The sequence below is a fragment of the Oscillospiraceae bacterium genome, from assembly GCA_025758045.1.
GTDB lineage: Bacteria > Bacillota > Clostridia > Oscillospirales > Ruminococcaceae > Gemmiger.
Window position 1 is genome coordinate 235175 of record CP107208.1, and the last position, 24325, is coordinate 259499.

General features: G+C 57.6%; 27 protein-coding genes and 1 riboswitch. Of the genes, 15 read left to right on the forward strand and 12 right to left on the reverse strand.

From position 1 onward, the window contains the following. Window positions 1-84: 84 nt before the first annotated feature. Together cytX and thiD are read right to left on the reverse strand one after the other, a co-directional pair. Window positions 85-1251: a putative hydroxymethylpyrimidine transporter CytX gene (cytX, locus tag OGM81_01240; protein UYJ43806.1), complete on the reverse strand. Its 1167-nt coding sequence runs from the start codon at window positions 1249-1251 to the stop codon at window positions 85-87. Further along, window positions 1248-2045 (reverse strand): bifunctional hydroxymethylpyrimidine kinase/phosphomethylpyrimidine kinase, encoded by a 798-nt coding sequence (gene thiD / locus OGM81_01245; GenBank protein UYJ43807.1) that lies wholly within the window; start codon window positions 2043-2045, stop codon window positions 1248-1250. The genes cytX and thiD overlap by 4 nt, the downstream gene beginning before the upstream one ends. A gap of 146 nt (window positions 2046-2191) precedes the next feature. Next, a riboswitch (TPP riboswitch) is annotated at window positions 2192-2296 on the reverse strand. 444 nt (window positions 2297-2740) lie between these two features. Here thiD and OGM81_01250 point away from each other — a divergent pair. Continuing rightward, complete coding sequence (locus OGM81_01250; GenBank protein ID UYJ43808.1) at window positions 2741-3217, forward strand: pyridoxamine 5'-phosphate oxidase family protein; 477 nt, start codon at window positions 2741-2743, stop codon at window positions 3215-3217. 2 nt (window positions 3218-3219) lie between these two features. Beyond that, window positions 3220-4080: a YitT family protein gene (locus OGM81_01255; GenBank protein UYJ43809.1), complete on the forward strand. Its 861-nt coding sequence runs from the start codon at window positions 3220-3222 to the stop codon at window positions 4078-4080. Between the two features lie 56 nt (window positions 4081-4136). On the opposite strand, the gene fsa is transcribed toward OGM81_01255, so the two are convergent. Continuing rightward, window positions 4137-4796, reverse strand: a complete 660-nt coding sequence (fsa, locus tag OGM81_01260; protein UYJ43810.1) for a fructose-6-phosphate aldolase — start codon at window positions 4794-4796, stop codon at window positions 4137-4139. A gap of 92 nt (window positions 4797-4888) precedes the next feature. Continuing rightward, window positions 4889-5584, reverse strand: a complete 696-nt coding sequence (locus OGM81_01265) for an L-ribulose-5-phosphate 4-epimerase (protein UYJ44946.1) — start codon at window positions 5582-5584, stop codon at window positions 4889-4891. Window positions 5585-5723: 139 nt separating this feature from the next. On the opposite strand from OGM81_01265, the gene OGM81_01270 reads away from it, so the two are divergent. The 5 genes from OGM81_01270 (at window position 5724) to OGM81_01290 (ending at window position 10566) form a co-directional block, all read left to right on the forward strand. Next, on the forward strand, window positions 5724-6143 hold the full coding sequence (locus tag OGM81_01270) for an SseB family protein (GenBank protein UYJ43811.1): 420 nt from the start codon (window positions 5724-5726) through the stop codon (window positions 6141-6143). Between the two features lie 10 nt (window positions 6144-6153). Next, window positions 6154-6588 carry a DUF523 domain-containing protein gene (locus OGM81_01275; GenBank protein ID UYJ43812.1) on the forward strand — a complete coding sequence of 145 codons (435 nt, stop codon included), beginning with the start codon at window positions 6154-6156 and terminating at the stop codon, window positions 6586-6588. Window positions 6589-6726: 138 nt separating this feature from the next. Beyond that, window positions 6727-8856 (forward strand): peptidoglycan-binding protein, encoded by a 2130-nt coding sequence (locus tag OGM81_01280; GenBank protein ID UYJ43813.1) that lies wholly within the window; start codon window positions 6727-6729, stop codon window positions 8854-8856. Window positions 8857-8858: 2 nt separating this feature from the next. After that, on the forward strand, window positions 8859-9548 hold the full coding sequence (locus tag OGM81_01285; GenBank protein UYJ43814.1) for a peptidoglycan-binding protein: 690 nt from the start codon (window positions 8859-8861) through the stop codon (window positions 9546-9548). Window positions 9549-9990: 442 nt separating this feature from the next. Next, window positions 9991-10566, forward strand: coding sequence for a nitroreductase family protein (locus OGM81_01290; protein UYJ43815.1), 576 nt, complete (start codon window positions 9991-9993; stop codon window positions 10564-10566). Between the two features lie 142 nt (window positions 10567-10708). Here OGM81_01290 and OGM81_01295 read toward each other — a convergent pair whose 3' ends face one another. After that, window positions 10709-11293 (reverse strand): sugar O-acetyltransferase, encoded by a 585-nt coding sequence (locus tag OGM81_01295; protein ID UYJ43816.1) that lies wholly within the window; start codon window positions 11291-11293, stop codon window positions 10709-10711. 50 nt (window positions 11294-11343) lie between these two features. After that, the gene (locus tag OGM81_01300) at window positions 11344-11676 is read right to left on the reverse strand and encodes a helix-turn-helix transcriptional regulator (GenBank protein ID UYJ43817.1); all 333 of its coding nucleotides are present in this window, start codon (window positions 11674-11676) and stop codon (window positions 11344-11346) included. 142 nt (window positions 11677-11818) lie between these two features. Between OGM81_01300 and OGM81_01305 the strand changes: the two genes are divergently transcribed. Further along, on the forward strand, window positions 11819-12172 hold the full coding sequence (locus tag OGM81_01305) for a cupin domain-containing protein (protein ID UYJ43818.1): 354 nt from the start codon (window positions 11819-11821) through the stop codon (window positions 12170-12172). Window positions 12173-12338: 166 nt separating this feature from the next. Here the strand turns inward: OGM81_01305 and OGM81_01310 are convergent, their stop codons facing one another. From OGM81_01310 to OGM81_01325, 4 genes are all read right to left on the reverse strand, one after another. Further along, window positions 12339-13247, reverse strand: coding sequence for a radical SAM mobile pair protein B (locus OGM81_01310; GenBank protein UYJ43819.1), 909 nt, complete (start codon window positions 13245-13247; stop codon window positions 12339-12341). Beyond that, a complete protein-coding gene (locus OGM81_01315) occupies window positions 13235-13924 on the reverse strand; it encodes a radical SAM mobile pair protein A (protein UYJ44947.1) in 690 nt (229 codons plus the stop codon). The genes OGM81_01310 and OGM81_01315 overlap by 13 nt, the downstream gene beginning before the upstream one ends. Continuing rightward, on the reverse strand, window positions 13921-14358 hold the full coding sequence (locus OGM81_01320) for a radical SAM mobile pair system MarR family transcriptional regulator (GenBank protein ID UYJ43820.1): 438 nt from the start codon (window positions 14356-14358) through the stop codon (window positions 13921-13923). The genes OGM81_01315 and OGM81_01320 overlap by 4 nt, the downstream gene beginning before the upstream one ends. Before the next feature lie 92 nt (window positions 14359-14450). Further along, window positions 14451-16019 carry an alpha-amylase family glycosyl hydrolase gene (locus OGM81_01325; protein UYJ43821.1) on the reverse strand — a complete coding sequence of 523 codons (1569 nt, stop codon included), beginning with the start codon at window positions 16017-16019 and terminating at the stop codon, window positions 14451-14453. A 276-nt stretch (window positions 16020-16295) separates the two neighbouring features. Here OGM81_01325 and OGM81_01330 point away from each other — a divergent pair, with 276 nt between their 5' ends. The 6 genes from OGM81_01330 to OGM81_01355 all read left to right on the forward strand — a co-directional run bounded on the left by OGM81_01330 (window position 16296) and on the right by OGM81_01355 (window position 22212). After that, window positions 16296-18035, forward strand: a complete 1740-nt coding sequence (locus OGM81_01330) for a carbon starvation protein A (GenBank protein UYJ43822.1) — start codon at window positions 16296-16298, stop codon at window positions 18033-18035. Between the two features lie 230 nt (window positions 18036-18265). Beyond that, window positions 18266-19174, forward strand: a complete 909-nt coding sequence (locus OGM81_01335; protein ID UYJ43823.1) for a transporter substrate-binding domain-containing protein — start codon at window positions 18266-18268, stop codon at window positions 19172-19174. Window positions 19175-19266: 92 nt separating this feature from the next. Continuing rightward, entirely contained in the window at window positions 19267-20091 is an 825-nt protein-coding gene (locus OGM81_01340) for an amino acid ABC transporter permease (GenBank protein UYJ43824.1), read from the forward strand. Continuing rightward, the gene (locus tag OGM81_01345; protein ID UYJ43825.1) at window positions 20084-20824 is read left to right on the forward strand and encodes an amino acid ABC transporter ATP-binding protein; all 741 of its coding nucleotides are present in this window, start codon (window positions 20084-20086) and stop codon (window positions 20822-20824) included. The genes OGM81_01340 and OGM81_01345 overlap by 8 nt, the downstream gene beginning before the upstream one ends. 174 nt (window positions 20825-20998) lie before the next feature. After that, a complete protein-coding gene (locus OGM81_01350; protein UYJ43826.1) occupies window positions 20999-21442 on the forward strand; it encodes a MarR family transcriptional regulator in 444 nt (147 codons plus the stop codon). After that, a complete protein-coding gene (locus OGM81_01355) occupies window positions 21439-22212 on the forward strand; it encodes a sulfite exporter TauE/SafE family protein (GenBank protein UYJ43827.1) in 774 nt (257 codons plus the stop codon). The genes OGM81_01350 and OGM81_01355 overlap by 4 nt, the downstream gene beginning before the upstream one ends. A 53-nt stretch (window positions 22213-22265) precedes the next feature. On the opposite strand, the gene OGM81_01360 is transcribed toward OGM81_01355, so the two are convergent. Continuing rightward, window positions 22266-23138, reverse strand: coding sequence for a hypothetical protein (locus OGM81_01360; protein UYJ43828.1), 873 nt, complete (start codon window positions 23136-23138; stop codon window positions 22266-22268). 80 nt (window positions 23139-23218) lie between these two features. Between OGM81_01360 and OGM81_01365 the strand changes: the two genes are divergently transcribed. Beyond that, on the forward strand, window positions 23219-23407 hold the full coding sequence (locus OGM81_01365) for a hypothetical protein (GenBank protein UYJ43829.1): 189 nt from the start codon (window positions 23219-23221) through the stop codon (window positions 23405-23407). Window positions 23408-23482: 75 nt separating this feature from the next. Here OGM81_01365 and OGM81_01370 read toward each other — a convergent pair whose 3' ends face one another. Continuing rightward, a complete protein-coding gene (locus tag OGM81_01370) occupies window positions 23483-24325 on the reverse strand; it encodes a DegV family protein (protein UYJ43830.1) in 843 nt (280 codons plus the stop codon).

Consider the following 24325-nt stretch of genomic DNA (forward strand, 5'->3'; position numbering starts at 1 on the left):
CCCCTGCAAACACTGCACCGCAAAAAATATGCGCCCTGCCAGTTACGGCAAGGCGCTTTTGTTTTGCTTAGGGGCTTATCAGCCTTATTCTTTGGTGGGGCGGACCTTCTCGGCAATCAGGCAGAGTACCACGGTCAGCACCATGTCCGGCAGGGTGTAGCCTACCGGCGTGTCCACGCCCATCAGCAGGCGGTAGGCGATGAAGCCCACCAGCCAGATGACCAGGTTGCGTGCATCGGCCGCTACGGCAAAGCGGTCGCGCTTTAAGATAAAGTGGTCAGCGATCTGCACCGCAATCATCGGCGCAAAGACCGAGCCGATCAGGTACAAGAAGCCGGTGATGTCGTCCATCGGGAAGAGGATGGCCCCGGCCACGCCGATGACCGTCACCACGATAGCGGTCTTTTTGCCGTTCAGTTTGGGGGTCAGGCTCTCGGCCGAGATGCCCGCCGACCAGGCGTCCAGAAACGTGGTGGTCACGGTGGAGAACACCAGAATCACCAGCGCGGCAATGCCCAGCCCGGCCTTGACCATGATGACGGCAATGTCATACTCGCCGGTGAAAATCGCCGCGCCCATGCCGATGACGTACATCCAGCAGGACACCAGCCCGTAGACGATGACGCTGACCCAGGTGGCCTGGGTGGGCTTCTCGGCATCGCGGGTATAGTCGCTGATCAGCGGCAGCCAGGACAGGGGCATTGCCACGGCCAGCTCCACCGCTGCGCCAAAGGTCAGGCTCTCACCGTCCACAGCGGGCATCACATTGCCGGAGAAGAAGATGACCTTACACAGCACCAGCGTGAGGATAAACAGCGCGGCCATCGTGATTTTGTTGATCCAGCCCAGGTCGGTGATGCCCACGGCGATCCACAGAATAATCAGTGCGCCGATGACCAGGCACCACACCCAGCGGCCAATGTCGAAAATGCCGCCCACAGCCAGTGCGCCATCGTAAATCATGATGGCCGTCCAGCCCACCAGCTGCAGCACGTTTAAAAAGGCAAACAGCAGGCCGCCCTTCTGGCCAAAGCTCATCTTGACGGTCTCCATGGCGCTGCGGCCGGTGCGCCCGCCGATAAGGCCCGCCAGCAGCATCATGGCACAGCCGATGATGTGGCCGATGAGAATGGCGGCAAAGCCCTTGGCCATGCCAAGCGGCGCAAACGAGGTGCCGGTCAGAATTTCGGCCAGGGACACGCCCGCGCCGAACCAGATCAAACCGTTCTGAAAGGTAGAAGTCTTTTTCACTGCACGAACTCACCTTTCAGCTCAAACATGTGGTCCATGGGGCCGGAGCCTTTCCCTAAGTCCAGCATGGCGGCCAGTGCGCCGGAAATGTAGGCTTTGGCACGCTCCACCGAGGTATCCAGGTCGTACCCCTTGGCCAGGTTGGAGGCAATGGCGCTGGACAGGGTGCAGCCGGTGCCGTGGGTGTTGGGGTTATGGATGCGCTTGCCCCGGAACCACTTGCCGGTGCCGCCCTGCCACAGCAGGTCGTCGGCATCGTTGATCTGGTGGCCGCCCTTGCACAGCACGGCGCAGCCGTACTTCTCGCTGATGACCCTGGCGGCGGCCTCCATGCCGGCGGCGTCGGTGATGGTCATGCCGGCGAGGATCTCGGCCTCCGGGATGTTGGGGGTCAGCACTTCGGCCAGGGGCAGCAGCTCGGCGGTCAGGGCCGCCACGGCGTCATCCCGCAGCAGCTTGGCGCCGGAGGTGGCTACCATCACGGGGTCGACCACGATGTGCTTGGCCTTGTAAAAGCGCAGCCGCTCGGAAATCGTAGCGATCAGCTCTGCCGAGGATACCATGCCGATCTTGACGGCATCGGGGTAGATGTCGGTAAAGACGGCGTCCAGCTGCTCCGAGAGGAACTTGGGGGTCGTCTCAAAAATGTCGGTTACGCCGGTGGTGTTCTGGGCGGTCAGGGCGGTGACAGCGCTCATGGCAAAAACGCCGTTGGCGGTCATCGTCTTGATGTCAGCCTGGATACCGGCGCCTCCGCTGGAATCACTGCCAGCAATGGTCAATGCTGTTTTCATCGTAGATACTTCCTTTCTTATATGCACAGCAAGGTTTTGTAACGCGGCGCAAGGTGGTGCCCCCAATGCACCGCGGGGGAGTTTGCCCAAACAAAAACGCGGATATGCCGGCGAAGACATATCCGCGTACTAACTCAAACGAGCAGGCGTCAAGGTATCTCCCTACGTTGGCATTATCCAAATCAGGTTACGGGTCAGGGCGCAACAGCCCACTCTCAGCCTGCTTAGTGCAAGCTCCCCCTTGTGAACCTATCTACTATACCACGCTTCGCCCCGCTTTGCAAGGCCGCTATAAAAATCTATAGTAACTTATTGTAGGTGTTACAATGATGGAAAACGGCGCGGCAATTCAAATTTGCAGCTACAGCGATAAAGGGTAAAAGTGCAGGTCACCGGATTTTTTCGGCGGCCTGCTTTTCATCTGCGGCAAAAGGCGATATAATGGGAACAGGGAAAGTATTTTTTTGCAAAATGGAGGGACGTATTATGTCGCTGGAAAAAGCAAAGAAGTATCTGGAAAGCAAAGGCTGCCTGAACTGGAAGGAGTGTGCAACGCCCAGGGCTGGGTGAATGTGTGCAAAACGCCGGAAGGCTGAAATGATACGACACACTGCATTGTAGGGGCGGATGCTTGCATCGACCCCTACAGTGTAACGGGAATGAATCATTAAAATTCTATAAAAAGGAGTCCCCTTATGTTCCGTAAAATACGCCGCTTTAAGCAGGAAATGCCTGCCGAGGAATGTCGCGAACTGCTCAAAACCCAGGTGCGGGGCGTGCTGTCCCTGCTGGGGGCCGACGGCTACCCCTACGGCCTGCCCATCGACTACTGGTATAACGAGGCCGACGGCAAGCTCTACTTCCACGGCGCGAAAGAGGGCCACAAGATCGACGCCATCCGCGCCTGCGATAAGGCATCCTTTTGCATCCACGACGAGGGCGTGCGCATGGACGGCGAATGGCCGCTGCACTTCCGCAGTGTTATCGTGTTTGGCCGCATTGCGCCGGTAACGGACGAAGCCGCCACCGCGCTGGCCTGCAAAGAACTCAGCCGCAAATTCACCCCGGACGACGAATATTTTAACAAAGAGTACGCCGCCGCCAAGGACCGTGTGCTCTGCCTGGCGCTGACGCCGGAGCACATCACCGGCAAGCGCATCAAGGAGAACTGAGCATGCCTAAACAAAAACAGCCCACCGCCCTGGCCGTCGCCCAGGAGGCCGCCATCCTGACCGTGGCGGTGGCTATCATCGCGGCGGCGGTCTACTTTTTCCTGGTGCCAAGCCATGCGTCGGTCAGCAGCATTTCGGGTTTGGGCATCGTGCTGTCCAACTTTGTGCCGCTGCCGCTGTCTGCCATCACGATGATCTTGAACGTGGTGCTGCTCATCATCGGCTTTTTCACCTGCGGACGGGAGTTTGGGGCCAAAACGGTCTACACCAGCATCCTGCTGCCGGCATTCATCGGCCTGTTTGAGCGGCTCTTCCCCGACATCGGCTCGCTGACCGACAGCCAGGAATTGGACGTGCTGTGCTACATTCTGGTGGTCAGCGTGGGGCTGAGTATCCTGTTCAACCGCAACGCGTCCTCCGGCGGGCTGGACATCGTGGCCAAGATCATGAACAAGTACCTGCACATCGAGCTGGGCCGGGCTATGTCGCTCTCCGGCATGTGCGTGGCGCTGTCGGCCGCGCTGGTCTACGATAAAAAGACCGTGGTGCTCAGCGTGCTGGGCACCTACTTCAACGGGCTGGTGCTGGACCACTTTATTTTTGACCACAATATCAAGCGCCGCGTCTGCATCATCACCCAAAAAGAGGAAGAACTCCGCCATTTCATCCTAACCGACCTGCACAGCGGGGCCACGGTGTATGAATCCTACGGTGCCTACAACATGGAAAAACGTCGCGAGATCATCACCATCGTGGACAAGGGCGAGTACCAGAAGCTGATGGACTTCATGAACCGCGAAGACCCCCGGGCGTTCATCACCGTGTACACGGTATCGGACATGCGCTACCAGCCGAAACCCTAAAAAGCCAAAGAACAAGCCCGCCAGCTGTTTTGCTGGCGGGCTTTTCTGTATGTGCTTCATTCCCCAAACACCTTGGTGTAGTCGGCCTTGAACTTCTCAATGCCGGCATCGGTCAGGGGGTGGTGGAGCATCTGCTCGATGACCTTATAGGGCACCGTGGCGATGTCCGCACCGGCCAGGGCGCAGTCCGTCACATGGATGGGATTGCGCACGCTGGCGGCGATGATCTGCGTCTCAATGTCCGGGTAGTTCAGGAACATATCGTGGATGGTCTCCACCAGCTCAATGCCAGGCTGGCCGATGTCATCCAGCCGCCCCAAAAACGGGCTGACGTAAGTGGCTCCGGCGCGGGCGGCCAGCAAGGCCTGGTTGGCGCTGAAGATCAGCGTGCAGTTGGTGGGGATACCCTCGGCCGACAGCACCTTGATGGCCTTGAGGCCCTCGGCGGTCATGGGGATCTTCACGACCATGTGGGCGGGGTCCAGCGCGTAGATGGCGCGGCCCTCGGCAATCATGCCCTCGGCATCGGCGGTGGTGGCCTTCACCTCGCCGGAGATGGGGCCATCCACGATGGTGGCGATCTCGGCCAGGGTCTCGGCGTAGTCGCGGCCCTCCTTAGCAATCAGGCTGGGGTTGGTAGTGACACCGGCGATAATGCCCATGTCGTTGGCCTTGCGGATCTCCTCTACATTGGCAGTGTCAATGAAAAATTTCATGGTATGGTTCCTCCTTTATTTACTATATTGTTGTGGTTATTGCAGGGGCGCCCGCGGGCCCGCAATGCGAGCATCGGCCCCTACGGTACGCCTTATTTTTTCTGTCCATAATACGCATTGGGTCCGTGCTTGCGCATAAAATGCTTGTCCAATACATGTTGGGGCGCAGGCTGGGCGCCGGGGTCGATGGTCAGGGTCAAAACGGCCATCTTGGCCACCTCCTCCAACACGGCGGCGTGGTAGACGGCCTCGGCGGCATCCTTGCCCCAGGTAAACGGCCCGTGGCTGGCGCACAGCACGGCGGGCACATGCACCGGGTCGATGCCGCGCCGGGCGAAGGTCTCCAGAATCACCTTGCCGGTGTTCCGCTCGTAATCCTCGTCAATTTCTTCGGGCGTCAGCTCCCGCGTGCAGGGCACCGGGCCGTAAAAATAATCGGCGTGGGTGGTGCCAAAGGCGGGTAGGTCCCGCCGCGCCTGGGCGAAGGCCACCGCGTAGGTGGAGTGGGTATGCACGATGCCCCCCAGCTGCGGGTAGGCCTTGTACAGCTCCAGATGGGTCTTGGTGTCGCTGCTGGGGTTCAGCCCGCCCTCGACCTTGCGGCCGTCCAGGTCCAGCACCACCAGCTTGTCCGGGGTCAGCTCCTCATACGCCACACCCGACGGTTTGATGACCACCAGCCCGGCCTTGCGGTCGATGCCCGAGACATTGCCCCAGGTGTAGGTCACCAGCCCCCGGCGGGGCAATTCCATGTTTGCCGCATAAACCTGTTGTTTCAGTTCTTCCAGCATAGGCTCGACCTTTCCGCGTGTTGGGCTGTTTCTTTGCCCCTATTATACCAGCAGTTGCGCAAAGTTTCCAGCCCCTTTTTATTCCCGCCAAAATCTGCTATAATAGGCCCAAAACGGATAAAGAGAGGAACACACTATGCAGGAAGAAGCCTTGCAGGGCAACGAGAACATCGAGCAGGCCATTGCCGCCTTACAGCAAAACGCCACCCCGGAGCTGCTGGCCCACGCGCTGACGGCCATCCGCCGCCGCATCCGGGAAAACGGCCAGTTTGTGGTAGCCGTGGAGCCCAACCCCGGCACCACCCAGATGAGCTTAAAAGTCGTGCAGACCCCCGACGGCCGCGCCTGGTGGTACGCCTTTACCAGCTTTGAGGAGGAAATGCGGGGCGCAGAACAGGTGCAGTCCACCTTTATGGCGGACATTGGAAAATTGTTGGAAACCGCCCTGACCGTGCCCGAGATCGAGGGCATCATCCTGAACCCCTGGCACCGCACCCTGATGCTGGATAAGACCTTGATCCAGATCATTCTGCCGGAAAGCCCGGTGGTAAGCTGAGGACGCGCCGATGAAGATTCTGGTAAGCGCCTGCCTGCTGGGCGAAAACTGCAAATACAGCGGCGGCAACAATTACAGCGAAAAAGCAGCGGCCTTTGTGCAGGGACATGAGGTCATCCCCGTCTGCCCTGAGGTACTGGGCGGCCTGTCGGTTCCCCGCACCCCGGCGGAGATCGTAAACGGAGAGGTCGTTACGAAGGACGGCGTCAGTGTGGATGCGGCATTCCGCGCCGGTGCGGCTAGAGCGTTGGCCATTGCCAAAGAAAACGGTGTGGAACTCGCCATCCTGCAGCCGCGCAGCCCCAGTTGCGGTGCTGCCGAAGTATACGATGGAACCTTCACCGGCAGAAAGATCCCCGGCCAGGGCGTATTTGCGGCCCTGCTGCGGGAAAACGGCATCCCCGTGCGGGATGCAGATACTTTAGGCAATACCGCACAATTCTAAGTGCCGATGCGGCGAGCGAGAAGTACAAGCTGCTAAGCAAAAAGCGCAGATAATACTGGATGTATTATCGAGCATTTTTGCGACGCAGATTGTGCTCCGCAGCCGCAGCAGCGGTGCTTAAGCTGTAAAGCGGGAATTGTGCGGTGTTGCCTTTATAATAAACTTGTCGAAATACGTAAAACAGCCCCGACTGTCTGCCCTACCTGGCCGGAACAGGCACTCCGCGCGAATATTCTCGCGCAGATCAGCCTTGCGCTTAACCGCATCTGGACCGAGTGGTATCCCAGCCGGGGCTATAGTTTTAATATCACCGGCTCGCCGGGTGTCGACCAGGCCTACGTTTCGGGCCGCACGGTGTTTGCGGTGATGGAAAAACTGACCGCCGAACTGTTCAACACCTACGTGCGCCGCAGCGGCGACCGGGAACCCTACTACACCGAGTATTGCGACGGCAAAACCGTCACCTGCCCGGGCATGAAGCAGTGGGGCACCGTCGACCGCGCCAAAGAGGGCAAAAACGCCCTGCAAATTCTGCGCTACTACTACGGCAGCCGGGTGGAGTTGGTCACCACCAATAACATCGCCAGCATCCCCTCCAGCTATCCCGGCAGCCCCCTGCGGCGGGGCAGCACCGGCACCAATGTGCGCATCATCCAGCGGCAGCTTTCCCGCATTGCCAAGGATTACCCGTTCTTCGGCAAGCCCACCGTGAACGGCATATTTGATGAGACCACCGAAAATGTGGTGAAAAAATTCCAGAAGCAGTTCAGCCTGACGGCGGACGGCGTGGTGGGCAAAAGCACCTGGTTCAAAATCAGCTATATCTACGTCAGCGTCAAGAACCTGGCGGAGCTGACCAGCGAGGGCGAGACCGCCGACGGCACTCAGAGCACCGGCGGCTGGCCCGGCACCACCCTGCGGCGCGGCAGCACCGGCAGCAATGTGGAGCAGGTGCAGTTTTGGCTGTCCGACCTGGCCCAGTTTGACAGCAGCCTGCCCGCCGTGACGGTGGATGGCAGCTACGGCGCAGCCACCGAGCGGGCGGTGAAAGTCTTTCAGCAAAAGCAAAGCCTGACAGCGGACGGTGTGGTGGGACAGACGACCTGGAATGCCCTGTATGCCGCCTGGCTGGAAGCCCAAAGTGACCTGGGCGGCACCGCCTGGCCCGGCACTGCCCTGCGGCGGGGCAGCACCGGCATGGAAGTGCGGCTGGTGCAGTTCTGGTTGCGGCTGGCAGCGGACAACTACAGCGGCCTGTCCCACGTGACCGTGGACGGCAGCTATGGCCCAGCCACCGTCAGGGCGGTGACGGCGTTCCAGAACCGGTTCTCGCTGGCGGCGGACGGCGTGACCGGGCGCAGCACCTGGAACAAATTAAAGGAAGTCGCCCTGGCCGTGGCCAACAAAATTGTGGACTACGGCGTAGCGCCCGGCCAGTTCACCGCCACGGTGCGCCAGGGCAGCAGCGGCACCGCTGTGCGGGCCGTGCAGTTCTACCTGCGGCGGCTGGCGGCCTATTACAGCGATGTGCCCACCGTGACGGTGGACGGCACCTTTGGCGCGGCGACCACCCGCGCGGTGCGTGCCTGGCAGGAGCGGGCGGGCCTGACCGTGGACGGTACCGTCGGCCGCCTGACCTGGCAGAGCATCTACGACGCTGTGCAGGCCTTGGAGACCAGCGGCCCTGTGGTACGGGTGGTGGGTCTTACCGCCCCCACCGAAACGCTGAGACCCGGCGACAGCGGCCCGGAAATATTGCAGCTGAACCGGCTGCTGCTGTTCCTGAACCAATGGATACCCGAGATCAACTTTTTGGCCGGCACCGAGCCGTCCGATACCTTTGACTCGGAGCTGGAGATCGCCGTGCGCAGTGCCCAGCGCTACTTTGGGCTGGCGGAGACAGGCGAGGTGACGCCCGCAACCTGGACCATTTTCCGCGATGCCGCTTTGACGCTGCTGGCCGTGACCCCCGCCGCGGCCGGGCCGGAACCGGGCGGCGAGTGGCCTGCCTCGGCCCTGGCATTGGGCAGCGCAGGCCCGGCGGTATTGCAGGTGCAGCAGTGGCTCAACCTCATCGCCGCCGTGAACCAGGGGGCAAACTTTGTCCCCGAGACCGGTGTATTTGACGAAGCTACGCAATCGGCGCTGGAAAGCTACCAGCTCACCGCCGGCCTGCAGCCCTTGGGCGTGGTGGACGCCGACACCTGGGAAAGCCTGCGCCTGGCCGCCCAGGGCATTTGCCGCAAGTGCCGGAACGAGGAGGGATAACTATGGCAAAACTGTTCGTGTACGATGCCTTCAACAACCGCTTCTACACCTATGACCTGAACGAGAATGACCCCATGCCATACAGCTACGGCAGCACGCTGAAATTGCGGGAATTCCGCGGTTCCAGCGGGGCCAATGTGCTGTGGACCACCACCGCCGCCATGGAGGCCTGGAACCTGACCCGCCGCACCTACGGCAAATCCATCCCGGTGGGCTACGCCTTCAAGCGCATCTGGGAGGGTGGCCACGGCACCACCAGCCAGCACTACGCGGGCGTGGCCTTTGACGTAGGCCAAAGCAGCGGCGCGGACGCCCGCAAGGCCATCTACAATGCCGCTGTCGCCACCAAGGCGTGGGGCTATGTGGAGCCGCTCTCGATGACGCCGACCTGGGTGCACTTTGACCGCCGCTACGGCAAACCCGCCTGCGCCAAAACTACGGCAGGCTACCCTACGGTACGCCGCGGCAACCGCAGCACCTATGTGCTGGTGCTGCAGGACGCCTTGAACGCCCTGGGTTACACCACCGGCACGCTGGACGGCGTGTTCGGCGCCAGGACCGAGACCGCCCTGAAAGGTGTGCAGCGCCGCTTTGGCCTGACGGCAGACGGAGTCTGCGGATGCAACAGCTGGAAAAAGATCACCGAGGCCGTCGTCGGCATCGGCCGCACCTCGACCGTGATTGATAAATAAAGCAGGGTCTGGTATACTAAAGGCAATACCGCACAATTCCCGCCTGACGGCTTAAGCACCGCTCCGGCGGATCTCCGCGCCAAGAGCCGCCGCAAAGCGTCGGTTGCGCTCCGAAGCGCCTCGCTGCGGCTCGGTGTGCGGCACGGCAACTGCGTTGCCAAAATGCTCGATAATGTCGGGTTGCGGTACCCGCATCGTGCTTCGGGGACAAAAGCCCCTCGCACTCTGCGACCGCTGCCCCTGCTTCGGTTCGCTGTATCCGCCACCGGCGGCGCTCACCTTTGCAGCACAAAGTATTATCTGCGCTTTTGGCTTAGCAGCTGCCGCACCTCGCTCGCCGTATCGGCACTTAGAATTATGCGGTATTGCCTAAAAGTACAGCCGCAGCCTTATGCCTGCCCGGCAGGGCGCGGCAAAGACAAGAAGCAAGGATGTGTTGGGAATGGATATGATGGAGTTTCTGCGCACGCGCCGCACCTACCGCCGGTTCGAGCAGCGCCCCGTGGCGCCTGAAATTCTGCAGGAGTGTGTGGACGTCGCCCGCATCGCCAGCTGCGGCGCCAACCGCCAGACGGTGAAGTATATCATCGTGCAAAGCCCCGAAGCTGTGGCCGCCGTGCAGCCGCTGGTACACTGGGCCGCCTATCTGCCCCGGGAGCAGGGCAACCCCAAGGCCGACGAGGTGCCGACGGCGTTTATCGCCGTATTACAGGATGAAAACCTGCCCGGTGCCAATGATATGGACGCGGGCCTTGCCCTGGGCAGCCTGACCGCTGCCGCCTGGGCCCACGGTGTGGGCAGTTGCATCATGGGGGCCATCGATCGTCTGGCCCTGACAAAGCTGCTGGCTCTGCCAGAAAAGATGCGCCTGTGCTGCATGGTTGCCCTGGGTTACCCCACCCACAAGAGCCACTTGGTGGAAATGCAGAACGGCAGCGTAAAATACTACCTGGATGAGGCCGGCGACTACTGCGTCCCCAAGCGCCCGCTGAGCAAAGTTTTGCTGAAAACGCTGTAATAAGAAAAAACCGCAGTTGAAAAATAAAAAGTCCAGAACTGTTGGCTGAACCAGCCACACAGTTCTGGATTTTTTGGTTATAGGAATGAGTATGACAAACTGGAAGTTATTGGCTTGGCAATGCAAAATACAGCATCCGTCTTTATTTGTTTTCTTTGATTACTCTGCAGGGATTTCCCACTGCAATTACATTGTCGGGAATGTCTTTCGTTACAACGCTGCCCGCTCCGATTACGACATTATTTCCAATCGTAACGCCGGGCAGAATAATAGCGCCGCCGCCAATCCAGACATTGTCGCCGATAATAACGGGCGCCGTTTTGGTTTTACAAAACTCAAACGAGCCATCCGCTTTCGGTTCACCAAAACGCTCCACCGCATTTGTCGGATGAAATGCCGTATAAATCTGCACATTGGGTGCAATTAAGGCATTATCCCCGATACGAATTATATTGTCATCCAAAAAAGTGCAATTCATATTTACTTCGCAGTTATTCCCGAAATAAATATTGTTTCCATAATCTACATAGAACGGTGCGGTAATCCACAGGTTTTTACCTTTTCCGCCAAGAAGCTCATTCAGAATTCTTTCTTTTTCTGCGGCATCTAAGGAATCGGTTTGATTATAATTTCTTGCCAAATCCTTGGCTTTATGCCACTGTGTCAACAGCTCGGCATCACCACAGTCATAAAGCTGACCTGCCAGCATTTTTTCTCTTTCAGTCATACTTACCTCCTCAAATTTCGATTGTTCGAGCTTTTCAAGTACTAACGTACTTAATTCTGTTCAATAAGTGATTTATAGTAGTTACCAAAGTCAGCAAGTGAATTAACAATCGGAAGCATTTTTGTTCCGAGTTCCGTTAATCCGTATTCGACTCTCGGTGGCTGCTCATGGTAATCGTGGCGATATGCCAGTCCATCACTCATCATTTGTCTTAAACTATCTGTCAAAACCTTTTGTGAAATGCCATCTATACTTCGTTGCAGCTCATTGAATCTCCATGGACGCTCTTTCAAGTTACGCAAAATCAGCAGTTTCCATTTTCCACCGATAAGAGATACTGCTGTTGCAACCGGGCATTCCGGCAATTCTTCTTTTGCGCGCATAATTCTCACCTCAGTGTCTAGTATAACACATTCGATTTTGAATGTACAGTTACAAAAAGGTGCGTACTTGTTTTTGTATGTGTATCACACTATACTAATACTTGGCAACCGGAAACCACAAATGAACTAGAGAGGTATTATTATGGCAAATTACACAAAAACAACGATTGGAAAGGAAAACCGAATTGAACTGCATGAAAAGTTGTCTTTAACAGGTGCAGAAATCAGCTTAAACGAACTTCCTGCAGGAGCAAATGTCCCATTTGTTCATTCTCATAAGGAAAACGAAGAAATCTATGGAATTCTTTCGGGTAATGGCAAAGCCATAATTGATGGAGAAGAAATCAGCCTTTCTACCGGAGATTGGCTGAAAATCGCACCTGCTGCAAAGCGTCAGCTTTTTGCATCTGATGTTTCCGGAATTACGTATATCTGCATTCAGGTAAAAGAAAATTCTCTGGAACATTTTACAGCAGAGGATGCCGTAATCGGCTAATTAAAAGTATTTATTTGCAAAAATGCACAGTTCCCGATAAGCTGGGAGCTGTGCATTTCTTTTTTCTTCAATTTTACAATTTCTCTATTTTTCAAACAAGAACTTCTCGATTTCAAATGGCGATAAATAAATCTCTCCACCATCATCAGTTTAATTTTCGTTTAGATTAACGATTTCTTTTTCCTGTATTCTCTGTCCCTCGGATTTCCTCATGATAGAAATAATCTACGATCACCGGATGTCCCTGCGGGACTCTGCCATAAGGCATTTCATTATCCACAAAGGGACAATCATACTTCTTAGCCATTTCCGCAGCTTTTACTTCAAGCACTTCAAAGTAGCTGCGGTTATGCTTGTTATAGATCTCATCGTAAAGCGGTACAAGATCAGGATATTTTTCGGCGATATAATCCATAATTGTCTTTTTGAAACCGCCTCGAAGATTGAGATTTTCGAGCCAGAACAGATCGCACTGATCCTTTACCCTCTCAAAGATTGCTTCAAAATTCGTGATACCGGGGAATACCGGAGATACGAAACAGACTGTACGGATACCTGCTTCATATACCTGCTTCATTGCAGCGATACGGCGCTCAATGCTAGAAGCAGAGTCCATATCGTTCTTGAAATTTTCATCTAGTGTGTTGATCGACCATGAAACGGTTACTCGTCCAAGCTTCTTCATCAGATCAATATCCCGTACCACAAGATCCGACTTTGTGCAGATCAGAATATCTGCGTCACTGCCGATCAGCTGCTCCAGAAGTTTTCTGGTATTCCCGAATTGCTCCTCCTGTGGATTGTAGCCATCTGTCACAGAACCGATGACCACCCGCTGTCCGGCATATTTCTTCGGATTCTTAATTTCCGGCCAATGCTTCACATCAAGGAAAGTGCCCCATTCCTCCTTGTGTCCGGTAAAGCGCTTCATAAAAGAAGCATAGCAATACTTGCAGGCGTGTGTACAGCCTACATATGGATTGACCGAGTAACCGCCTACAGGCAGACTGGACTTGGTCATGATGTTCTTTGTTTCCGCCTCATTAATGAGGATTCCATTTATTACTTCTGCCATGATCTCTGTACCTCTAACACTTTATTGAATTCATCCGGCATTTCCTGAATCATATTTTCATTCCCTATGATAGGGACAAGATCTTCCTTCATAAATACCGGAATGTCAAGCATATGCGCCTGATCTGTCAGAGACCATGCCCACTCCGGCTCCGTATGAACCTTCCTGCTCTGAACTCCAGTCATGGTGCCGACAACGATCCAGTTGATCCCGGAAAGATCAACTGAACCTGGATTGTCGAATAGCGGCTCAAAGGTAACATGATAGTGTTTTGCTCTGACATTTTCCCGTAGTGCGTCAATACGCCACAGTTCTGCTTTTCTAGTCACCGTAACACCAAACCATGCGTTTTCCAAATCTGTATCAAAATCCAGCAGATCTGGTCGCTTTGTAAGGAACAGGAACTGATGCTGTGGATTTTCACGGATTTTTTCAAATACCTCGTCTCTCCATTCTGACTTCCAGCCGGAAAGATCGCTCATGCCGGTAAGAAGAAAGTTCTGCGGACGTTTCTTTTCCATCATCTTGAGCTTACCCGGAAAGAATTCAGGGTCAGCAAAGTCATCAATCATATGCCAGCGTTTCACATTATTGCGGGCATAGCAATATGCACACCCCACTGTACATCCGATGACGATATTCATGTTTTGAATCTGATCTTTGATACAAATACTCATGATTTCTGCCACTCCTCAAGATTCTTTCTGATACGGTCGAGGCATTCCTCAAACTGGGTAATTTCTTCCTCCGAAAAACCTTTGTAGTAAATACTGCCCATTTTATCAGATACAGAATCGTATTTGTCTTTTAAGGCATGTGCTTTTTCAGTCAGAAACAGGAGTGTTTTCCTTTTGTCCGTTTCAGACTGAACACGTCTTATCAGCCCTTGATTTTCCATTCTTTCCAGCATCGTAGTAAGAGAAGTTATCGCTAATCCACATTTAATCGAGAGTGACCTGATTGAGATTCCATCTTCCTGCCACAGTACATAAAGAATACGCCCTTGGGCTCCGTTAAACGCATCAATATTCTTTTCGCTGAGAATCTTCTCAAAGATTCGATCTCCAAGTTGTTTTATTTTTGTGACAAGAAATCCGCCATTCATGTTCACACAAAAACTCCTATATAGTATTTTATCAAATAATACTATATAGGAGTTTTACTGTCAACAGTTTGTATGTCTAAGTAGAAGTAAATTTCGATTTACCCCAGCACGGCGAAGCTCTGGGCGCCCAGGTGCAGCTCGCCGTCCTTGACGGCGGCTTCGCCGATGGCGTACAGCACGCGGGTGCCGTCCTTCAGCTTCAGCGGCAGGCCGGCGGCGGCCCCAGCGGGGTTGACGGCGCAGGTCAGCTTGCCGCGCTGCCAGGCAAACGGGCGGTAGTCGCCCTTGGCCTTGGGCGCGTACAGCACCTTGAACGAAGCGTCGGAGTCCAGATCCCGGTGGGCATGGCGGAAGGCCAGCAGGCTCTTCACGGCATGCAGCAGGCTGTTGGGGTCGGCCTGCTGGGCTTCGACCGTGGGGGCGTCGTCGGCGGTATCCACCGGCAGGTACAGCGCATCCGCTGCGGCGGTGGAGAAGCCGTGGTTGGCGGTGCCGTCCCACTGCATCGGCGTGCGGGAGCCGGTGCGGAAGTAGCCGCCCTCCTTGCTGGGCAGGGGCAGGTAGCGCATGCCGATCTCATCGCCGTAATACACGAACGGTGCGCCGGGCAGAGTGAACAGCGTGGCGTAGGCCAGCCGCAGTTCGTCCACCGTCAAACCGGCCGAGGGGCGGATGGTATCGTGGTTGCAGGTGATAAAGCACCACAGGCCGTCCTTTTTGGTGGCCTTGTAGCTGGGCAGGTAGTCGTCCAAAAACTTATCGATGCCGGTGCCGGAGTCCTTGCAGAAGTAGGCCTTGCCGATGTTGTGCGGGTTGGAGTCGGTGGCACCGTCGTAGTTGCGCATCAGCCAGCTGTAGCCGTTGCCCTGCCACTCCAGATAAAAGTCCATATCGAAGCCGTTTTTCAGCGACATGCGCGGGCCGTTCCACTCAGCCACCAGGGCGGCTTCGGGGTACTCCTTGCTCAGCATGGCGGCTATGTCGCGCCAGATGGCACAGGTGTACTTTTTGTGCTTGGTGTCGTTTTTAACAAGGCTGGAAGCCATATCCACGCGGAAACCATCACAGCCCATGTCCAGCCAGAACCGCATGACGTCCTTCATGGCCTCCACGGTAGCCAGGCAGGCGAGGTCGGTGGTGGGCTTTTGCCAGGGTTGGTTGATTTTGCCGTAGCCGTAGTTCAGCGCGGGCTGGCACTTGAAGAAGTTCAAAATGTAGGTACCGTTGCGCGGGGTCTCGCCGCCGATGAAGGGCATGCCGTCGCCGGAGGCAAAGCAGGAATCGGTCCAGATGAAGCGGTCGGAGTATTCGTTGTGCTCGGGCCGGCAGCTGGCCTTGAACCAGGCGTGTTCCTCGCTGGTGTGGCCGGGCACCAGGTCGAACAGCACGTGGATGCCCTTCTCGTGGGCGGCCTTGAACAGCGCGGCGGCGTCCGCGTTGGTGCCATAGCGCGGCGCAATTTTTTTGTAGTCGCGCACGTCGTAGCCGGCGTCTTTAAACGGAGAGTCGTAGCAGGGGTTGATCCACAGCGCATTGCAGCCTAAGTCTTTGATGTAATCCAGTTTGGCAATGATGCCGGGAAAATCTCCGATGCCGTCCCCGTTGGTATCGTAAAAACTCTGGGGATAGATCTCGTAGAATACCGCATCTTTCAACCATTGTTTCATGGGGAAGTCTCCTTTTGTATTATAGTATAATAGAATATAGAGCGGCAGCTTTTCGCGCAAACGCTTTCCTTTATACTATAACCACCGCCTCGCTTTGTCAATGAATTTTTGTATTGTCGAAGGTGACGAAAATTTACCAATAGTTTTCGACGGATTTGCTATATACCCAACATGTTGACAAAATATGAACAATCCGTTGACAAACGAAGAACAGCGGTTTAAAGTAATAGAACAAGCGATTGTAAAAATATGTAAGAAATGAGGGAGATTATACAAATGAATACGCTTGTGATTGTTCTGATCGCAGCTGTCGTCCTGGTATGTGCGTATGCCGGGTACGGCCGCTGGCTCGCTAAAACCTGGGGTGTTGACCCCAACGCCAAAACTCCGGCTGTGCGGCTGGAGGATGGCAAGGACTACGTGCCCACCGATGGCTGGACCGTTTTCAGCCATCAGTTCTCTTCCATCGCAGGTGCCGGCCCTGTTACCGGTGCTATCCAGGCTGCCGCTTTCGGCTGGCTGCCCGTCCTGCTGTGGGTGCTCATCGGCGGCGTCTTCTTCGGCGCTGTTACCGACTTCGGCGCCCTGTATGCTTCCGTCAAGAATGACGGTAAGTCCATGGGCCTGCTGATCGAGAAGTACATCGGCAAGACCGGCCGTAAGCTGTTCCTGCTGTTCTGCTGGCTGTTCTGCTGCATCGTTATCGCTGCTTTTGCTGACATGGTCGCCGGTACCTTCAACGCTTACGTCACCACCGATGGTGTGACCAGCCTGTCTGATGCCGCCAACACCAACGGCGCTGCCGGCATGGTCTCCATCATGTTCATGGTGTTCGCTGTCATCTTCGGCCTGCTGCAGAAGAAGTTCCGCTTCACCGGCTGGAAAGAGTCCGTCATCAGCATCGTCTTCATCGTGCTGTCCTTCGTTGTCGGCATGAACTTCCCCATCATTCTGGGCAAGGCTGCCTGGAGCTACATCACCTTCGTCTACATCTTCTTCGCTGCGGTCCTGCCCATGTGGCTGCTGAAACAGCCCCGTGACCACATGACCACCTTCATGTTCATCTGCATGATCGCCGGTGCCGTTGTCGGCCTGCTGGTCGCTCATCCCACCATGAACCTGCCCGTCTTCACCGGTTTCAACAACGAGAAGCTGGGCACCATGTTCCCCATCCTGTTTGTTACCGTGGCCTGCGGCGCCGTTTCCGGTTTCCACAGCCTGGTTTCCTCCGGCACTTCCTCCAAGACCGTTGAGAACGAGAAAGACATGCTCAAGGTCGGTTACGGCGCCATGGTGCTGGAAAGCCTGCTGGCTGTCCTGGCCCTGTGCGTTGCCGGTGCTGCTGCCGCTGCCGATGGCACCCCGGCCGCCGGTACCCCGTTCCAGATCTTCAGCCGCGGCGTTGCCGGCTTCTTTGAGATGTTCGGCGTGCCCGTTTCCATCGCTACCGTCTTTATGACGATGTGCGTTTCCGCCCTGGCCCTGACCAGCCTGGATGCCGTGGCCCGTATCGGCCGTATGAGCTTCCAGGAGCTGTTCAGCACCGATGATATGGAGCACGCTGAGGGCTGGCGCAAGCTGTTCTGCAACGTTTACTTCTCCACCATCATCACTCTGGCCTTCGGCTTCCTGCTGACCCAGATCGGCTATGCCAACATCTGGCCGCTGTTCGGTTCCGCCAACCAGCTGCTGAGCGCTCTGGTCCTGGCTACCCTGTGCGTATTCCTGAAGGTCACCGGCCGCAACAACAAGATGCTGTTCCCGCCGCTGGTCATCATGCTGTGCGTCACCTTCACCGCGCTGGTCCAGCGCCTGATCGCCATGGTCAAGGCCATCTCTGCCGCTGTTTCCACCACCATCCCCGCTGGCGAGACCACCTGGGGTGCTGTGTTCATCGCCAACGGCCTGCAGCTGATCCTGGCTGTGATGCTGATCGTTCTGGGCCTGAACATTGTGCTGCACAGTGTCAAGAGCTACAGCAAGAGCGAGAAAAACAGCGAAAAAACTGCTGCCTGAGCTTAATACCTATTGACAAAGCCTGCATAGTGATGTAATATTTATGCATGAGTATGGGCCGCAATGGCGCGGCAGCACGCTGCGCCGTGGATGCTTATAGCCAAGGCTTCAAGTCCCGGCTTTCCGTAAGGAGCCGGGGCTTTTTGCGTAAGGTGGTTCTGCCTCTCCCCTGCCGGGAAAGGCGGACCTGCCCATAGAGGGAATTATACAGGAAAATAAAGGAGAACATCATGAAACTGAAAAAGACTTTGGCCCTGGGCCTGGTGGCTGCCATGGCCGCCAGCTTTACCGCCTGCGGCTCTACCGCGGCCGAGAGCGCCGCTGATTCCACCGCTTCCGGCGAGGCCGCCGCTGAGGCTGCCGCCGATGCCCCCGATGGTGACGGCGACCCCACGACCCTGACCGTTGCCATGGAGTGCGCTTACGCCCCCTACAACTGGACCCAGAGCGATGACTCCAACGGCGCTGTTGCCATCCGCGGCTCCAGCGACTACGCCTACGGCTACGACGTTATGATGGCCAAAAAGATTGCCGACGCCTTGGGCCAGAACGTCCAGATTGTCAAGCTGGACTGGGACAGCCTGATCCCCGCCGTCATGAGCGGCGATGTGGACTGCGTCATCGCCGGTCAGTCCATCACCGCTGAGCGCGCTGCCCAGGTCGACTTCTCTGACCCGTACTACTACGCTTCCATCATCACCCTGACCAAGAAGGACAGCCAGTATGCTTCCGCCGCCAGCGTGGCCGATCTGGCCGGTGCCACCGCTACCAGCCAGCTGGGCACCATCTGGTATGATAACTGCCTGTCCCAGATTCCCGATGCCAACATCCTGCCCGCCCAGGAAACTGCCCCCTCCATGCTGGTGGCCCTGAGCAGCGGCGCCTGCGACATCGTCGTCACCGACCGTCCCACCGGCCAGGCGGCCCTGGTTGCTTATCCTGACTTCACCCTGCTGGACTTCGGCGGCGGCGACAACGACTTCCAGGTCAGCGATGAGGACATCAACATCGGTATTTCCATGAAGAAGGGCAACACCGCCCTGAAGGATGCCATCAACGAAGTGCTGGCAACCATGACCGCTGACGACTACAACACCATGATGGACGAAGCCATCAGCGTACAGCCCCTGAGCGAGTAATCCCCGCCATCCATACCCCTGCCGCTTTTTTCGGCGGCAGGGGTTTCGGCGGTTCTACCCCTACGGTGCATGAAGAATAAAGGAGAATCCCCATGCAAGACTTTTTGACAAACTGCGCCAATGTGTTGCAGAAATACGGCTTTTCGTATCTGCGCGGCGCAGGCACTACCCTGCTGCTGGCACTGGTCGGCACATTCTTTGGCTGCCTGATCGGTTTCGCCGTGGGCGCTTTGCAGACGATCCCCATCGATAAACAGCGCGACCCCGTCTGGAAGCGGGTGCTGCTGCGCATCCTGCGGGTAGTGCTGCGCTGCTATGTTGAGCTGTTCCGCGGCACGCCCATGATCGTGCAGGCCGTTTTCATCTACTACGGCCTGCTGCAGGTGTTCGGCATTAAAATGGGCATGTGGACGGCCGGTTTCTTCATCGTATCCATCAACACCGGTGCTTACATGGCCGAGACGGTCCGCGGCGGCATTGTCTCCATCGACCCAGGCCAGACCGAGGGTGCCATGGCTATCGGCATGAACCACTGGCAGACGATGCTGCATGTCATCCTGCCCCAGGCCCTGCGCAACATCGTGCCCCAGATCGGCAACAACTTCATCATCAACATCAAGGATACCTCGGTGCTGTCGGTCATCTCCATCACCGACCTGTTCTTTGTGCACAAGAGCGTGGTCGGCGCGCTGTACACCTACTTTGAAAGCGCCGTTATCGTCATGATCATCTACCTGTCGATGACGCTGCTGGCCAGCTACCTGCTGCGTGCCTGGGAGAAGGCCCTGGACGGCCCCCAGAACTACGACCTGAACACCACCGATACCCTGGCCTACACCAGCGGCATGTACAACGCCCCGGACCCGGACCACAAGTCCCAGAATCTGGATATGAAAGGAGAGGCATCCCATGTCTGAACCCATCATTGAGGTGCGCCACCTCTCCAAAAGCTTTGGCACCCACGTGGTGCTGCGCGATGTTGACTTTACCGTCAACCACGGCGATGTTACCTGCGTGATCGGCGCCTCCGGCAGCGGAAAATCCACGCTGCTGCGCTGCATCAACCTGCTGGAGACCCCCACCCACGGCAGCGTGCTGTTCCATGGGCAGGACATCACGGCCAAAGGCTCTGACCCCTGCGCCTACCGCGCCAAGGTGGGCATGGTGTTCCAGAGCTTCAACCTCTTCAACAACATGACCGTGCTGGACAACTGCACCGCCGGCCTGCGCTACGTGCTGCACCAGGACAAGGAGACCGCCCGCAAGACGGCCTTGAGCAACCTGGAAAAGGTGGGCATGGCCCCCTACGTCAACGCCAAGCCCCGCCAGCTTTCCGGCGGCCAGAAGCAGCGCGTGGCCATCGCCCGTGCGCTGTCCATGCAGCCAGAAGTGCTGCTGTTTGACGAGCCTACCTCCGCCCTGGACCCCCAGATGGTGGGTGAAGTGCTGAGCGTTATGCGCCAGCTGGCCAAGGAGGGCCTGACCATGATCGTCGTCACCCACGAGATGGCCTTCGCCCGCGATGTTTCCAGCCATGTGGTCTACATGGCTGACGGTGTCATCTGCGAGGAAGGCACCCCCGCCGACATCTTTGAGCATCCCCAGAACCACCGCACCATCGAGTTCCTCTCCCGCTTCCGCGAGCAGTAAACAAACCATAGGTAAGGCCCTCTCCCCTATCCCAGGGGCGGGGGCCTTTTTGCGTAAGGATGGTGTTATGTAGGGGCGAACCCGCAAGCCTTGCCTTATAACACCTTGACAATCTCCAGCTTAACGGTTATAATTATAACCGTTCTAAAACAAACACTCTGTGAGGTGAGCCACTTGATCCCGGTACTGGCCTTTGTACAGCACTATAAAAAGTTCTATACATCCCAGTTTGAATCCGCCGCGGTCCGCCATGGGCTGAACCAGCTGGAGATCGACATCCTGCTGTTCCTGCATAACAACCCGGATTGCCGCACTGCCAGCGACATCTGCCGCTACCGCGGGCTGGCTAAGTCCAATGTGTCCAAGGCGGTGGAGCATCTGCGCACCATGGGCCTGCTGACGGTAAGCCCGGCCGCCGATAACCGCCGCCAGCGGATGCTGGGCTTTACCGACGCTGCCGCGCCGCTGGTACAGGAGCTTCACGCTATCCAGCAGGCCGCCACCGCCGCCGTGACCGCCGACCTGACCCCCGCCGAGGCGCAGGCCATGCAGGACTATATGGCCCGCATGGATGCCACCCTCTGCCGCCGCCTTGCAGAAAAAGGAGAAACACTATGACCTATCTTGTGGCATTTATCGTTTGCTTTATCGCCGGTATCGGCGCGGGCTTGGGCACCGGCTTTGCGGGCATGAGCGCCGCCGCCGTCATCAGCCCGATACTCATCACCTTTTTGGGGATGGACCCCTACATGGCCGTGGGCATCGCCCTGGCAAGCGACGTGCTGGCAAGCGCCGTCTCGGCCTATACCTACAAGAAAAACGGCAACCTGGATGTGAAAAACGGCGCTGTGATGATGGCCGCCGTGCTGGTGTTTACGATGGTGGGCAGCTTTGTAGCCAGCAAGGTGCCCGGCACGACCATGGGCAGCTTCTCGGTGTTTATGACGATGCTGCTGGGCGTCAAGTTCATCGTGCGGCCTGTCATGACCACCAAGGAGGCCATGCAGGGCGTCAGTGCCCAGAAGCGGCTGGTGCAGTCGCTGGTCTGCGGCATGGGCGTGGGTTTTATCTGCGGCTTTATCGGCGCAGGCGGCGGCATGATGATGCTGCTCCTGCTCACCTCGGTGCTGGGGTACGAGCTGAAGACCGCCGTGGGCACCAGCGTGTTTATCATGACCTTTACGGCCCTGACGGGTGCGGTCAGCCACTTTGCCATTGGCGGTGCGCCGGACCTGTTCTGCCTGGTATGCTGTGTGCTCAGCACCCTGTTGTGGGCGCGCATCGCGGCCAAGTTTGCCAATAAGGCCGAACCAACCACCCTCAACCGCGCCACCGGCGTAGTGCTGGTGATTTTGGGCGTGGCCATTTTGGGTGTGAAGTATCTGTAACGGCCCGTACAGCATAGAAATAGCTCCTACCCCACTCCGGGCAGGAGCTATTTTTATTGCAGCAAACTCTCCACCACCTGCAGCCCATCCTCTGTCAACGCTTCCCCGCCCGGTGCATCAACCACGGCGACGGTAACATAATCCACAGTCAGTGCGGCCTGCTTTTGCAGGTAGGCCAGCGTCTCCCCTGCCCTGAGCAAATCCGTGGCGGTAAAATCGGTCAGCGTCCGGGCACTGTATTTGCGCCAGGCATCGGGCACGGCGGTCAGCCGGTCGGGGTTCTGCCGCACAAAAGCGGCCCAGACGGCGGCGCGGGCGTTGGCGGCGGTCGTCTCGCTCATCTGGCTTTGCAGGTCGGCGATCAACTCCACCGCGTCGGTGGCACTGACAGCCTGCACCGCCTCCTTGCCGTAGCCCAGCGCCAGCCGTGCGGCGGGCTGCAGCAGCGAGGACGTATCAAACCGCACCGCCGTGCCGCTGCCCACGCAATCCACCCAGCAGGAGGGCGTGGCCGCCAGATAGTACAGCGGCGGTAGGGCGGTCTCGCCGGTGGAAAGCGCGGCCCTCAGCAGTTGAGCGGCCCGTCCCGCCCCGGCCGAAAGCGTACATTCCGCCAGTGTGGTAGTGCCAGCCGGTGCGTTGACCAGCAGCTGCCCCGGCAGGGCACAGAAGGTCACGCTGTGGGCCGGGCCGTCCGCCCGCACCAGCACAAAGGCCGGCTCCTCTTTCTGCACCACCAGCAGCATCCGCCACACGCTTTGGGCACCCGGCTCGATTTGCAGCTGGCTCTGGTTGGCGGCGGCCTGCCGCAATTCTTGCTGGGTCTGCCGCTGCCGGGCCAAAAAGCCCACCACAAGGATCAGCGGCAGCAAAAGCAGCAGGGTCAGCCACAGGCTGCACCAAAAAAATCCGGCGCGTGAACGCATAAAACCCACCTCACTGTGAGAAACTTCCCTTATAGTCTGGGCGGCACAGCCCGGCGCTATACAAAAAGGAGGTCTGTTTTATGCTGCACGAACCGTTTGGCCCCCATGGAGCCGAGGAAGAAACCGAGGAACTTTGGACTGACCTGAGCGAGGTGCCCGAAACTGCCTACGAGCAGGACCCGAAGCGCCGCATCAACAGCGATACGGATATGCCGTTTGACCCGTCGCTGCTGCCCACCGACCCCAGCCTGGGCGAAGGCCCGCTGTAACCCACGCAAAAAGCCCCCGGCAAGAGGCTGCGGCCTCTCTGCCGGGGACTTGCTGTTTTTATTGGTGTAAAGCGGTTATTCCGGGATGACAAAGGCCACGCCCACCGCGCCGGGGCCGATGTGGGTGCCGATGGTGGGGCCGATCTGCCCCACGCGCCCGCCGGTCAGGTGCAGGTTTTGGTGCAGATAGTGGTGCACCGGGGCGGTAAGCTGCTTATCGTCGCTATACAGCAGCGTATAGCCGTAGGCCGGGTCCACGCCGCCCTGCTTGTCCAACTGGCGGTACATGGCTACCAGCGCACCGGGACGGCCGCGGCCTTTGTCTACCAGATGGATCGCACCGTCGGACAGCGCCAGCACCGGTTTGATGCCCAGTGCACCGCCCACGATAGCCACGGCGGCAGGCAGGCGGCCGCCCTTTTGCAGGTGCTTCAGGCTGTCCACGATGGCAACGACCCGCACCCGCTTTTTAAAGGTCTCCAGCTCGGCCGCAATGCGGGAGGCGGAAAGCCCCTGCTCCCGCAGGCGGATGGCCTCCCGCACGATGATGGCCTCGCCCTGGGTCGCGGTCTCGGAGTCGATGATGTAGACTTTGACGTCGGTCTCGGCGGCGGCCAGGCTGGCGCACTGGTAGGTGCCGGAAAGCTTTTGCGCGATAGTGATGACAATGACCTCATCCCCTGCATCGGCAGCTTCCTCAAACAGCTCGATAAACGAAGCCGGGCTGGGCTGGCTGGTGCGGGGCAGCTTGCTGTCCTCGGCCAGGCGGGTGAAGAACTCGTCCTTGGTCATGCTGCCGTCATCCACGGTGGCGGTGCCATCGGCAAAGGTGATGCCCATGGGCACAACGGTCACGCCGGGGGTCTCCAGGTCGCGGGCGGTCAAATCGGCCGCCGAGTCAGTGACGATACGGATCAT